Source organism: Nonomuraea sp. C10, from assembly GCF_008017515.1.
Lineage (GTDB): Bacteria > Actinomycetota > Actinomycetes > Streptosporangiales > Streptosporangiaceae > Nonomuraea > Nonomuraea ferruginea.
This window is the reverse complement of the sequence record NZ_VPFF01000001.1, coordinates 1,753,402-1,765,749: the sequence shown is the minus strand read 5'-3', so window position 1 is coordinate 1,765,749 and position 12,348 is coordinate 1,753,402. Positions and strand designations below refer to the sequence as shown.

The 12,348-nt window shown below is 71.1% G+C and carries 10 protein-coding genes; 3 read left to right on the top strand and 7 right to left on the bottom strand.

From position 1 onward, the window contains the following. Window positions 1-42: 42 nt before the first annotated feature. Both FR742_RS07965 and FR742_RS07960 read left to right on the top strand, forming a co-directional pair. Window positions 43-897, top strand: coding sequence for a neutral zinc metallopeptidase (locus FR742_RS07965; RefSeq protein ID WP_148030344.1), 855 nt, complete (start codon window positions 43-45; stop codon window positions 895-897). A gap of 104 nt (window positions 898-1,001) precedes the next feature. Further along, window positions 1,002-1,781, top strand: coding sequence for a neutral zinc metallopeptidase (locus FR742_RS07960; RefSeq protein WP_148030343.1), 780 nt, complete (start codon window positions 1,002-1,004; stop codon window positions 1,779-1,781). Here FR742_RS07960 and FR742_RS07955 read toward each other — a convergent pair. The 4 genes from FR742_RS07955 to FR742_RS07940 all read right to left on the bottom strand — a co-directional run bounded on the left by FR742_RS07955 (window position 1,778) and on the right by FR742_RS07940 (window position 6,262). After that, entirely contained in the window at window positions 1,778-3,013 is a 1,236-nt protein-coding gene (locus tag FR742_RS07955; RefSeq protein ID WP_148030342.1) for an ROK family transcriptional regulator, read from the bottom strand. The two genes, FR742_RS07960 and FR742_RS07955, sit on opposite strands and share 4 nt — an antisense overlap. Window positions 3,014-3,048: 35 nt before the next feature. Continuing rightward, window positions 3,049-4,311, bottom strand: coding sequence for a sugar ABC transporter permease (locus FR742_RS07950; protein WP_148030341.1), 1,263 nt, complete (start codon window positions 4,309-4,311; stop codon window positions 3,049-3,051). Further along, window positions 4,308-5,060, bottom strand: coding sequence for an ATP-binding cassette domain-containing protein (locus tag FR742_RS07945; RefSeq protein WP_148030340.1), 753 nt, complete (start codon window positions 5,058-5,060; stop codon window positions 4,308-4,310). The genes FR742_RS07950 and FR742_RS07945 overlap by 4 nt, the downstream gene beginning before the upstream one ends. An 80-nt stretch (window positions 5,061-5,140) precedes the next feature. Further along, window positions 5,141-6,262, bottom strand: a complete 1,122-nt coding sequence (locus FR742_RS07940) for a sugar ABC transporter substrate-binding protein (protein ID WP_148030339.1) — start codon at window positions 6,260-6,262, stop codon at window positions 5,141-5,143. A gap of 308 nt (window positions 6,263-6,570) precedes the next feature. On the opposite strand from FR742_RS07940, the gene FR742_RS07935 reads away from it, so the two are divergent. Next, window positions 6,571-8,340, top strand: a complete 1,770-nt coding sequence (locus FR742_RS07935) for a thiamine pyrophosphate-dependent enzyme (RefSeq protein ID WP_148030338.1) — start codon at window positions 6,571-6,573, stop codon at window positions 8,338-8,340. A gap of 7 nt (window positions 8,341-8,347) precedes the next feature. Here FR742_RS07935 and FR742_RS07930 read toward each other — a convergent pair whose 3' ends face one another. The 3 genes from FR742_RS07930 to FR742_RS07920 all read right to left on the bottom strand — a co-directional run bounded on the left by FR742_RS07930 (window position 8,348) and on the right by FR742_RS07920 (window position 12,328). After that, the gene (locus FR742_RS07930; RefSeq protein WP_148030337.1) at window positions 8,348-8,794 is read right to left on the bottom strand and encodes a PPC domain-containing DNA-binding protein; all 447 of its coding nucleotides are present in this window, start codon (window positions 8,792-8,794) and stop codon (window positions 8,348-8,350) included. Between the two features lie 100 nt (window positions 8,795-8,894). Beyond that, the gene (locus FR742_RS07925) at window positions 8,895-9,356 is read right to left on the bottom strand and encodes a hypothetical protein (protein ID WP_148030336.1); all 462 of its coding nucleotides are present in this window, start codon (window positions 9,354-9,356) and stop codon (window positions 8,895-8,897) included. A gap of 137 nt (window positions 9,357-9,493) precedes the next feature. Next, entirely contained in the window at window positions 9,494-12,328 is a 2,835-nt protein-coding gene (locus FR742_RS07920; RefSeq protein WP_148030335.1) for a BTAD domain-containing putative transcriptional regulator, read from the bottom strand. Between the last annotated feature and the right edge of the window lie 20 nt (window positions 12,329-12,348).

Here is a 12,348-nt window from a genome sequence, read left to right as displayed (position 1 = left end):
AGCTCTTGACCTAGTCTTTGGCACATTATGAACACTCTCCCCATGAAGAAACTGGCGTCACTCACGGCGGCCGGCGTGGTCATCACGCTGGCCGGCACGGGGACGGCGGTCGCACAGACGCACAGCGCCCAGGCCGGGGTCCAGCAGCGGGTCACGACCCAGCCCGCGGCGGCGCAGCAGGTCGCGGCCCTGCAGGCCGCGCCCAAGTCCGCGGCGACGAACAGCCGGCTCTACCGGACTGGCCGCCTGGCCGCCACCAACTGCTCGCCGGGCGAGATCCGGCGGGGCAGCACTGCCGCGTACAAGCGCTTCCTCCAGCGGATGACGAACTGCCTGAACAAGGCGTGGGCCACCCAGTTCCGCAAGGCGAACCTGCGCTTCAGCAAGCCGAGGCTGCGCATCGTCACCAGGAAGGTCAACAACGCCTGCGGGCGCTGGGTCTCGGGTGCCGCCGGCGTGTACTGCAGCGCCGACCGCACCATGTACATGCTGATCACCAAGCGCGAGCTGCGCGACCCGTTCGCGGTCGGCATCGCCCGGCTGATGGCCCACGAGTACGGCCACCACGTCCAGCAGCTGGCCGGCATCTCGAACTACTACTTCCAGGCCAGGCAGCGGGCCAGCCGTTCGGCCCAGCTGCAGCTGTCGCGCCGCCACGAGCTCCAGGCCGAGTGCTTCTCCGCGGTCTTCATGCGGACGATCGCCCACTCGCTGCCGGTTCCCCAGGAGCACTGGGACCACACCGTGAACTGGTTCCGCGAGAACGGCCACAAGGGCTGGGCGCAGAACGACCACGGCAAGGGCCGGAGCCAGGCGGCCTGGATGGAGCGGGGCTACAACTCCGCGCAGCCGGGCTCCTGCAACACCTGGAAGGCGTCCTCCAGGGCGGTCGCCTGACGTCGTGACACACGGCCGCGTCACCGGGCGCGGCCGTGCCTTCCGCGGCCGAATGCCAAGGTTGCGTAAACAAAACACCATGAACTGGTCTAAGATCCGCGATCGTGCGTATTCCCTTTGTCGCAGTGGCGTCCTGCATGATCGCGGGTCTGGGCCTCACGGGTACGGCGAGCAGCGCGGCGGCCGCGAGCACCACCGCGACCGCCGCGCTGCCGGCCGTCCTCACCAAGAACAAGATCTACCGGTCGGGCACCGCGGCCCCCATGTCCTGCGCGACCTCCGAGGTCAGGCCGGGCAGCGCCGCCTCGGTGAAGAGGTTCCAGCAGGAGCTGGCCCGGTGCGCCAACCGCTTCTGGGCCGCCCGGTTCAAGGCCGCGGGCCTGCGCTACAGCCCGCCCAAGCTGCAGATCACGACCGGAAGCCGCTCTGTCTGCGGGAAGATCACCACCAACGGCGCGCAGTACTGCCCGCAGCAGCGCACCGTCGCGATCCGGATCATGAAGCGTGACCTGCGCGACCAGATCAAGCTGAACCTCGCGCACTCGGTCGCGCACGAGTGGGGCCACCACGTACAGGAGCTCACCGGCATCCTGGACGCGCAGAACACGCTCTACTGGCGCTCCGGCAAGACCCGGCGCGCGGCGCTGAGCCGCCGGCTGGAGATGCAGGCCGAGTGCTTCGCCGGCGTGTTCTACCGGTCCACGCTCGACACGCTCAACTCCGACATCACCTGGGCGCAGTGGATCGACGGGGTGAAGCGGAGCCGCGAGAGCGAGATCCACGGCAAGCCGCGCAACCTCGCCTACTGGCAGGACCGCGGCTACGACGCCGGCTCGGCCGGCGCCTGCAACACCTGGACGGCGCCGAACGCGCGGGTCGCCTAGCCGCCCGCCCTGGCCAGCACCTCCAGCGGGTCCGCGAGGACGTGGGCGAAGGCCAGCTCGGCCGCGCCCACCAGCGTCGCGTCGTCGGCCAGTGCCGAGGTGCGCAGCCGCAGCCGCTCGCGCTGGGGGGTCATGGCGTGCAGGGTCAGCTGGCTGCGCACCCGCGCCGCCGAGCCGAGGTAGATCTCCCTGAGCATGCCGCCGAAGATGACCATCTCCGGGTTGAAGATGTTGATCAGGTTGGCGACGCCCAGGCCGAGCCAGTCGCCGACCCGCTTGAGCGCCTCCTGGGCCACGATGTCGCCCCGGTCGGCGGCGTCGACGACGGCGCGCACCGCCTCCCGGCCGTGCTTGCCCTGCTGGGCGTCCCCGTTCTGGTCCGACTTGGCCCGGCCCGCCGCCTCCAGCAGCGCCCGCTCCCCCACCTCGGCCTCCAGGCAGCCGTGCGAGCCGCAGCCGCACGCCCGGCCGCCGGGGTTGACGACCATGTGGCCGACCTCGCCGCCGTAGCCGTCGTGGCCGCCGAGCAGGTGGCCGCCCGCGATGATGCCGCCGCCGATGCCGACGTCGCCGTGCAGGTAGATGAGGTCCTTGACGGACACGCCCAGGCCGCGGCTGTGCTCGGCCAGCGCGCCCAGGTTGGCGTCGTTGCCCACGCTCACCGGCAGGCCGAGGCCGAGCCTGCGGCCCAGTTCCTCACCGAACGGCACCTCCTGATGGGGTTTCATCAGGTTGGGGCCGAAGGTGATGACGCCGTCGCCCTTGCGCACCCCGCCGGCCACGGCCGCGGCGGCGCCCACGCACACGGTGTCGGGCCTGGTCTTGCGTCGCATCTGCCGGGCGAACCCGGCCAGCGCGCCGACCAGCTCCGGCAGCTCGAACGGGCCGCGCCGGCGTGGCAGCTCCCGCCGGTCGAGGATCACCCCGCCCAGCCCGACACGGGCGGCCACCAGCCGGTCGGGCCCCACGTCGAACGCGAACACGTACACCCGCGACGACTCGGGACGGACCACCAGGGAGGGCCGCCCGGCGCGGCCTGTCTCACGCGGCAGTTCCTCGCGCACCAGCCCGGCCGCCGTCAGGTCGGAGGTGAGCGCCATGATGGTGCTGCGGTTGAGCCCCATCCTGGAGGTGAGCTCGGCGCGCGAGATCGGCCCGCCCAGATGGACATGACGCAGCAGCGCGCCGAGGTTGTGGCGCCTGATGTCCTCCTGGGACGGACCGGCACGCATAGGCTGTGGTTCCTTCAACGGGTGGAAGTCGCTGATCACCTTAGACCAGCGGCGGAGGCCCGTTTGCGCGCGATGGCGTCCACGCCCGCGGCGAGCAGCAGCACCGATCCGGTGACCAGATACTTCACACTCGCTCCGTACCCCATCAGGCCCATCCCGTTCTCGATGACCGCCACCACGGCGCCGCCGAGTATGGCGTCGAGCACCCTGCCCTTGCCGCCGAACAGGCTGGTCCCGCCGATGACGGCGGCGCCCACCGCGTAGAGCAGCACCGAGCTGCCGCCGGTGTTCGGGTCGACGGAGCTGGCCCGCGAGGCGGCGATGATGCCGCCGACCGCGGCCATCGAGGAGCAGATGACGAACGCGGCGACCTTGATCCGGTCCACCGGGATGCCGGCCCTGCGGGCCGCCTCCGGGTTCCCGCCGACCGCGTAGATGTGCCGGCCGAACGCGGTACGGTGCAGCACGAACGTCCACAGCACCAGCAGCGCCAGGATGATCGGCACCACGATCGGCACACCGGTCAGCGAGGTGAGCAGCGGGTTGCGGCTGCGTTCCAGGTTGAGCACGTACACCGCGAGGCCGCCGATGACCACGAGCGCCCCCACCCGGGCGGCGATCAGCGACATCGGATCGGCCACCAGGCCGCGCGCGGCGCGCTTCCTGGCCCGGAGGAGCTGGATGCCCGCGTAGACCGCCACGCAGACCGCGAACAGGGCCCAGCCGAGCCACGGCGGCAGGTTCCTGGTGGCGATCGCGACGATCACGTCGTCCCTGATCGAGATGTTCGTGCCTTCCCTGACCAGCACCAGCACCAGGCCCTGGAAGGCGAGGAACGCGGCCAGCGTGACCACGAACGACGGGATGCCCACCTTGGCGACCAGGCCGCCGAGCATGACGCCGATGACCACGCCGGTGACGATCGCGGCCAGCACGCAGACGTACCAGGGCAGGCCCAGGCTGGTGAGCGTCACCGCGAGCACCGCCGCGCAGACGCCGCTGGCGAACCCGGCCGACAGGTCGATCTCGCCGACGAGCAGCACGAACACCAGGCCCATCGCGATGACCGTGATCGCGGCGCCCTGGGTGAACAGGTTGGCGAAGTTGATCGCCGTGAGGAAGGCCGGCCGGGCGACGGCGAACACCGTGCAGAGCACGATCAGCCCGAGCACCGCGGGCAGCGCGCCCATGTCCCCGCCGCGCACCCGCTCGGCGTAGGCGCGGACGCTGAGGCCGATCGACGGCGACGTCTTCGCGGCGGCGATCGCGTCGCCGGGCAGTTCTTTGACCTTGTTCATTGCGTGATCCCCAGGTCTCCGCTGCGGCCGGATGTGATCAGTTCGACGACCTGCGCGTGAGTCACGTCGGCGGTGCGGACCTGGGCGGCCATCCTGCCGAGGTAGAGGGCCGCGATCCTGTCGGACACCGCGAACACGTCGTTCATGTTGTGCGAGATGAGCACGACGGCCAGGCCCTTGTCGGCCAGTCTCCGCACCAGTTCGAGCACCTGCGCGGTCTGGGCGACGCCCAGCGCGGCGGTGGGCTCGTCGAGGATGACGACCTTGCTGTTCCACAGCACGGCCTTGGCGATGGCGACGGTCTGACGCTGGCCGCCGGACAGGCTGGAGACCTGCTGCCTGATCGACTTGACCGTGCGGACCGACAGGCCGGTGAGCGTCTCCTGGGCCTGTTCCTCCATCGCGGCCTCGTCCAGCATGATGCCGCGGCGGCGTTCGCGGCCGAGGAACATGTTCTGGACGATGTCGAGGTTGTCGCAGAGCGCCAGGTCCTGGTAGACGATCTCGATGCCGAGCGCCGCCGCGTCGCGCGGGCCGTGCACGTGCACCGGCTTGCCGTCGAACAGGATCTCGCCCGAGTCGATCGGGTAGATGCCGCCGATGCACTTGACCAGCGTCGACTTGCCGGCGCCGTTGTCGCCGACCAGTGCGGTCACCTCTCCGGCGTTGGCCGAGAACGCCACGTCGTGCAGGACTTGCACGGGACCGAAGCTTTTGTCGATCCCGCGGACTTCGAGCAGGGGGGTCATGGGGCTCCCTCACGAGGGGCACGGCCCGCGCCCCTGAGCGCGAGCCGTGCCTTCTACCGGTTCTACGAGGTGCCTGGTTGTTACTGGATTCCCGCCTCGGTGCACTTGTCGGCGAAGTCGCCGGTGCACAGCTCTTCCTTGGTCACGTAACCGTCGGCCACCACGTCCTTGACGTTCTCGGCGTAGATGGCCTGCGGGTCCAGCAGCTCGGCGGGGACGTCCTGGCCCGTCTCCGGGTCCTTGACGCTGCCGCTCGCGGCCGGCTTCTCGCCCTTGGCCAGCGCGACCGCGAGCTTGGCGGCGGCGTCGGCCTCCTTCTTGACGGCCTTGTAGACGGTCATGCACTGGTCGCCCGCGAGGATGTTCTGCAGGCCCTGCACGGTGGCGTCCTGGCCGGTGACCGGCACCTTGCCGTTGAGCTTGTTCTTCTTCAGCACGGTGATGGCCGCGTTGCCGAGGCCGTCGTTGGCGGAGAGCACGCCGGCGATCTTCGGCTCGCTGGTGAGCATCTGCTCGAAGAGGGTGCCGGCCTGCGTGTTGTCCCAGTCGGGCACGGACTGCTCGGGACCCTTGACGTACTCGCCGGAGTCGAACTTCGGCTTGAGCACGCCGTCGTAGCCCTGCTTGAACAGCGTCGCGTTGTTGTCGGTCGGCGAGCCGTTCAGGTAGGCCACGATGGGCTTCTCCGCGCCCTTGTCGGCCAGGCACTTCGACAGACCCTCGCCCTGGAGCTGGCCCACCTTCTCGTTGTCGAAGCTGACGTAGTAGGCGGCGTTGCCGCCCAGCGTCAGGCGGTCGTAGTCGATGGTGGCCACGCCCTGCGACCTGGCCTTGTCGATCACGGTCTTGCCGGTGCCGCTGTCCAGGTTGACGATCATCAGGACGGTGGCGCCGTTCGTGATCATCTGGTCGGCGATGGTCTGGAACGCGGTCTTGTCGTTCTGCGCGTTCTGGATGTCGTACTCGACGCCGGCGGCCTCGAAGGCCTCCTGCAGGTACTTCCGGTCGGCCGTCTCCCAGCGTGCGGACGACTTGCTGTCGGGCAGGATGACGCCGATCTTGCCTGCGGCCGGCTGTGAAGCCTCCGCCGAAGCCTCTGCCGAGGTCGTCGTGGAGGTCTGACCGCCGTCGCCCCCGCAGGCGGTGAGACCGAGAGTTAGTGCGGCCGCCGCGGCGGTCAGACTGAGGATCCCCTTGCGCATGGGTGCAGGGTCCTTTCTTCCGGAGGGGCCCGGATGAATGTTGTTTGCGGCAACGTATTCCGGTACAGCCTGCTTTGGAAGACCTCTCGGAGGGGGAGTTTGTTGTTTCCGGTAACAATCCAGAAACGCCAGGGACGCCGGATCGACACCTCGGCCCAGCTCGTCACCCGGCCGTGGGGGCACGGGCTCGGCGTCGGTCCAGCCCGAGGCGGGGACCACCTCCGTCCTGCCGCCATATCTGCCGATCCGGAGATTTCTTTCCCGCCTGCCCGATGTTTGGGTGGACCCCCTGGGGCACTGCGGCAGGTATGGCTACGATCGCATCCGAACTGCTCATCGAACGCCTGGCCGAATGGGGCGTCGACACGGTCTTCGGGATACCGGGCGACGGCATCAACGGCATCATGGAGGGCCTGCGGCGCCACTCCGACCGGGTCCGGTTCGTGCTCGTCCACCACGAGGAGGCGGCCGCGTTCATGGCCGCCGGGCACGCCAAGGCCACCGGCCGGATCGGCGTCTGCCTGGCCACCAGCGGCCCCGGCGGCATCCACCTGCTCAACGGCCTGTACGACGCCAAGCTGGACCACCAGCCGGTCCTGGCGATCACCGGGATGCAGGAGACGAGCGTGCTGGGCACCGGCTACCAGCAGGAGGTCCACCTGCAGCACCTGTTCGCCGACGTCGCCGAGTACAACCTCGTCGTCGACAACCCGGCCCAGCTGCCCGGCGTCGTGGACATCGCGATCAGGACCGCCTACGCCCGGCGCGGGGTCGCGCACCTGACCCTGCCGAACGACGTGCAGATCGCCGAGGCGGGCGCCGACCCCTACCCGCAGGTCGCGCCCGCGCGGCCGCCGGCCACCGCCCCCGTCTACCTGAGCCCGCCCGGCGTGCCCCGCGCCGAGGACCTGCAGGCCGCCGCCGACGTGCTCAACCGGGCCGAACGCCCGGCGATCCTGGCCGGGGCCGGAGCCCTGCACGCCCGCGCCGAGGTGCTGGCCGTGGCCGAGACCCTCGGCGCACCGGTGATCAAGACGCTGCCCGGCAAGGCCGTCATCCCCGACGACTCGCCGTACGCGGTGGGCGGGATCGGCCTGCTCGGCACCCGTCCCGGCGAGGAGCTCGTCGAGGACTGCGACACCCTGTTCATGATCGGCACCAACTTCCCCTACACCAGGCACCTGCCGGAGCCGGGGGCGGCACGGGTGGTCCAGCTGGAGGCGGACCCGGTCAGGGCGGGCGTGCGGCTGCCCACCGAGGTGCCGATGATCGGCGACGCGAAGGAGGGCCTGCGCGCCCTGCTGCCGCTGCTCAAGCACGCCGGCGACCGCGCTCACCTGGCCAGGTACACCGAGCTGATGAACGCCTGGCGCGCCGACATGCGGGCGCTGGAGTCGCCGCGGCGCTCACCGATCGCGCCGCAGTACCTGATCAGTTGCGTCGACCGGGCCGCGACCGGCGACGCGATCCTCACCTGCGACTCCGGCACCATCGCCACCTGGGCCGCCAGGCACTGGACCATCCGCGGCGACCGCGGCTTCTACCTCTCGGGCAACCTGGCCACGATGGCTCCGGGGCTGCCGTACGCGATCGCGATGCAGCACGCGTTCCCCGGCCGGCAGGTGATCGCGTTCGTCGGCGACGGCGGCTTCGCGATGCTGATGGCCGAGTTCATGACGGCGGTCCGGCACCGGCTGCCGATCAAGGTGGTCATCAACAACAACAACGCGCTCGGCCAGATCCTGTGGGAGCAGATGGTGCTCGGCTATCCCGAGCACGGTGTCCGTTTCGCCGAGCCGGTCGCCGACTTCTCGGCCTGGGCGCGCTCCTGCGGCGGGTACGGCAGGAAGGTGACCGATCCGGGCGAACTGGACGATACCGTCCGCGCGGCCCTCGCGCACGACGGACCGGCCCTGGTGGACGTCGACGTGGATCCCGACGAGCCGCCGATGCCGGGCAAGGTCTCCTACGAGCAGGCCAAGAAGTTCGCGGAGGCGTTCCTGCGCGGCCAGCCCCGCAGGGCGTCCATCGCCTCCACCCTGTTCAAGGACAAGATCTCGCAGCTGCGTTCCGGCTGAGCCGGGATCAGCCGGACGACGGCAGGTCGATCAGGCACAGGCCGGTCTCGGGGTCGTGGCGCTTGCGCAGCCAGACCGGCGACTCCCGCACGATGACCTCCAGCGTGGGCCAGACCGTGGCCTCCAGGAGGTGGCCGCCCCGGGTGGCGCCGTCGCGCAGGCCGACGACCGCGTGCGCGTGGATCTGCGGGCGCCCGTCGGCGACCGCGATGTCCCCGGTCAGGCTCAGGACCTCGACCTGCTCCCTGACGGGGATGCGGAGGTAGCCGCCGCGCTCCGGGTCGAAATAGCCGAGCGTGGCTCCGCTGAACGCGCCGATCGCGGTGAGCGAGGCCGCCGTGACCTCGTGCTCCTCCGCCCAGCGCTGCAGCTCGGCCATGGCCTCGTCGCCCTTGTCCATGATGATCGCGTGCACGCTCACGCCGTCGGAACTCGTCAGAACTCGTGACTTCATGCGGGAGCGCCTGCCCGGACCCGGCGGGCCTACGCATGCGCAGGAAGAGCGCCGGGAGCGCCCGTCGAGGCACTCCCGGCGATCAGCGCTGGAGAAACGCTCACCAGTACGGGTTCTGGTACTTCACGCTCTCGCCCCACCTGATCTGGCCGGTGGGCGGATAACGCAGGCCCACCGCGACTTTGATGGTGTAGAGGCGGGTCTTGTTGATGGTCTCGTCGACGAACTTCTTCGTCAGGTAACCGCAGGTCTCCCTGCGGAAGGTGCCGGCACCGGGGAACCCGTCGTTGACGGTTACCGACACCATCGCGCACCAGCCGTCGACCTGCGTGTCGTGAACATGTCCTCTGAGGAACACCTCCCTCTGGGAGTGGAAGATGAGCCACGCGGAAAGGTGAGGCTCCGGCCCGGCGAAGTTCCCCGCGTAGTCCACCCCGTTGTGCGCGACCAGGTTGAAGTGGCGATGCTCCTCCGCACTGGACGGGGTCGCCGTGAAGAGCACGAGAGTGAGGGCGCCGAGCGCGGCTCCCGCGGTTGAACGGATCCGTCGCGACCAGGTCATCTGACTTCGTCCTCCCGATTTCGTCCAGTGATCCGCCCGGAGGTCTCCGGCTGGACCAGTGTGCGACGCGGGGGTTATCGCGACGCTTATGCGCGGGCTTTGTACGCTCGTGCCCGGCGGGTGCCGGGGAGCGCGGCTCAGTCGCCGGTCTGGAGCTTCGCGCGGACTCGTCCGGCGCCGGGGTGGCCGAGCTCGTCCAGGATGGCCAGCGCGTCGCGCCAGGCCTGTCGCGCCGGCTCGTCACCGCACAGGGCCGCGTACGCGTCACCGAGGTGAACGAGCGTCTCCGCCTCCGTCACGGGGTCCAGCCCCGTCCGCAGGAGAGCGAGGGCCCGGCGGTAACAGGTGACGGCCTCGTCGTGGCGGCCGAGACGGTAGTGGGCGTACCCGAGACTGTCCCAGGCCCCGCCCTGCGCCCGGGGGTCGCCGATCCGCTCGAACAGGGCGAGCGCCTGCCGGCAGCATCGCACGGCCCGGTCGCCTTCGCCGAGCTCGGCGTACAGCCGGCCCAGCCCGTCGAGCGCCTCGGCCTGCCCGAACAGCACGTCAGCGGCGCGGTACAGGTCGAGGGCGAGTCGCGTGTGACGGACGGCCTCGCCGAACTCGCCGCGCTGCCCGTGGATCCAGGCGAGCGTGTGGTGCGCCTCCGCCTGCCCCCGCTCGTCCGCGCGCTCCGCCGCGAGTTCCATGGCCCGCCCCGCATGGGTCCGGGCGTCGTCGTACCGGCCGAGGCTGCAGAGCGCGCACCCCAGGGCCAGGTGCGACAGAACCTGCTGGAGGACATCGCCCAGTCGCTCCGCCGCGGCGAGAGCGACGCGCTGCGTCCCGGCGAGGTCGTCCCACTGAGCCTGCCAGTCAAGGTGGTTCTCAAGAGTCCAGGCGATCCGCCACGCCGTGGTGTCGAACCGCTCTGCCGCCGCCCGCCCGACGGCCGCGAGCAGAGCGGGACGCTCGTCCGAGAACCAGGTCCGCGCCTGCCGGTCGTCGGTGAGCTCGTCAACCGTGACCCCGTGGGCGGGATCGCCGAACTCGATCGCGCTGCGCGCCGGGTTGATCAGCAGCGCCGCCCGATGGCCCGTGTGCGCGTAGTGGTCGAGCACCCGGCGCAGCGCCTCACGCGATCCGGCGCCCGTCTCCTGGTCCCGGACGAGTTCGCCGGCGTAGGCGCGGAGCAGGTCGTGGAAGCTGAAGCGGCCCGGACGGTGCTCGACGAGCAGCTGGGCGGCGGTGAGGGTGTTCAGCAGGGGCCGGACCTCGGCGACCGGCACGCCGGCGAGCCCGGCGGCCGCGGCGACGGAGACGTCCGGGCCCGGGTGCAGTGCCAGAAGCCGGAAGAGCCGGGCCGCGCCCGCCGGGAGCCTGGTGTAGGAGAGCGAGAAGACCGCTCTGAGGTCGGTGGCGGGATCGGTGCCCGCGAAGGCGTCGAGGGCGGCCGCGGCGTCGCACAGCTGCCCGGCCAGCGCCCGCAAGGGGAAGCCGGGCTGGACGGCGGCGCGGGCGGCCATCACCGCCAGCGCGAGAGGGAGCCGCGCGCAGCGGGAGACGATGGTGTCGACGGCCTGCGGCTCGGCGGCGACCCGATCGTGGCCGAGCCGGCGCGCGAGCAGCTCGCGCGCCTCGGCACCGGTGAGCAGGCCGAGACTGACCGGCCGGGCGGCCTCGGTCGCGACGAGGCCGGCAAGACGGTCGCGGCTGGTGATCAAGGCGAGGCAACCCGGTGAGGCCGGGAGCAGGGGCCGTACCTGTTCCTCGTCCCGGGCATTGTCCAGCAGGACGAGCACGCGTTTGCCGGACAGCAGGCTGCGGTAGAGCCCTGCCTGGGCGTCGACGTCGGCGGGGATCCGCCGCGGTGATACCCCGAGGGCGTCGAGACATCGGCGCAGCGATTCGGCCGGCGTCAGCGCGTGACCGGCCGGGTCGAAGCCCCTCAGGTTCACGTACAGCTGACCGTCGGGAAAACGGCCGGCGACCCGGTGCGCCCAGTGCACCGCCAGCGCGGTCTTGCCGATGCCGGCCGTACCGGACACGGCCGAGATCACCACGGCCCGCGGGGCGGGGCTCTCGTCGTCGGGGAGCAGGCCGTCGAGCAGCTTGACCTGCTCGTCCCGGCCGACGAAGTCACCGGTGCCCGCCGGAAGCTGGCGCGGGACGACCGGCGTCTCCCTGAGCCCGTGCCCGCCGGACGGATCCGGTGGCGCCGGTGGGCTCGAAGCCGGCGGGACGTCCAGATCGGGTGCGCCGGCGAGCATCCGCCGGTGCAGCCGTCGCACGCTCGGGCATGGCTGGACCCCCAGCTCCTCGTCGAGGAGGCGGTACAGCCGCTGGTACTCCTCCAGAGCCTCGGCCTGGCGGCCAGACCTGTACAGCGCGAGCATGAGCCGTTCGCGTAACGACTCGCGCAGCGGATGTCCGGCCACCAGCGCCGTCAGCTCGCCGGCCAGCTCGGCGTGGCGGCCGAGCGCGAGATCGGCGTCGATCCTGTCGTGCAGGACGGCCAGTCGTCGCTCCTCAAGCCGTGGCCGCTCGAGGATGACCAGCGGGCCGGTCGTGTCGCCGCACGCCGGACCTCGCCACAGATCGAGCGCGGCGCCGAGGTCACGAGCGGCGTCCGACGGCCTGCCCTCGACGAGCGCGGCGCGGCCACGCTCGGCGAGGCGCTCGAAGGCCGCGACATCGCTCGCCGCCTCGTCCAGCCACAGGACGTAACCCGCCGAGCGACGCACGAGCGGGGACGCTCCGGTGGCGTCCCCGCCCAGCACCCGGCGCAGCTTGGACACCGCCTGCTGGACCTGGTTGGCGACCGTCGCCGGCACGGCGTCGCCCCACAGCGCCGCGATCAGCCGGTCGAGGGGTACGACGCGGTTGGCGTTGAGCGTCAGGAGCGCGAGCAGCGCACGGTGCTTCGCACCGCCGAGCGGCACCGTCGCCCCGTCCCTGCGGACCTCGACGGGTCCGAGAATGCGGATCTCCATGCTCCTGTTCTCCCCAGCGT

Coding starts and splice junctions, on each gene's coding strand:
- FR742_RS07930 (WP_148030337.1), bottom strand. CDS start 8,794: ATGAAGTCACGAGTTCTGACGAGTTCCGACGGCGTGAGCGTGCACGCG.
- FR742_RS07935 (WP_148030338.1), top strand. CDS start 6,571: ATGGCTACGATCGCATCCGAACTGCTCATCGAACGCCTGGCCGAATGG.
- FR742_RS07940 (WP_148030339.1), bottom strand. CDS start 6,262: ATGCGCAAGGGGATCCTCAGTCTGACCGCCGCGGCGGCCGCACTAACT.
- FR742_RS07965 (WP_148030344.1), top strand. CDS start 43: ATGAAGAAACTGGCGTCACTCACGGCGGCCGGCGTGGTCATCACGCTG.
- FR742_RS07925 (WP_148030336.1), bottom strand. CDS start 9,356: ATGACCTGGTCGCGACGGATCCGTTCAACCGCGGGAGCCGCGCTCGGC.
- FR742_RS07950 (WP_148030341.1), bottom strand. CDS start 4,311: ATGAACAAGGTCAAAGAACTGCCCGGCGACGCGATCGCCGCCGCGAAG.
- FR742_RS07945 (WP_148030340.1), bottom strand. CDS start 5,060: ATGACCCCCCTGCTCGAAGTCCGCGGGATCGACAAAAGCTTCGGTCCC.
- FR742_RS07920 (WP_148030335.1), bottom strand. CDS start 12,328: ATGGAGATCCGCATTCTCGGACCCGTCGAGGTCCGCAGGGACGGGGCG.
- FR742_RS07955 (WP_148030342.1), bottom strand. CDS start 3,013: ATGCGTGCCGGTCCGTCCCAGGAGGACATCAGGCGCCACAACCTCGGC.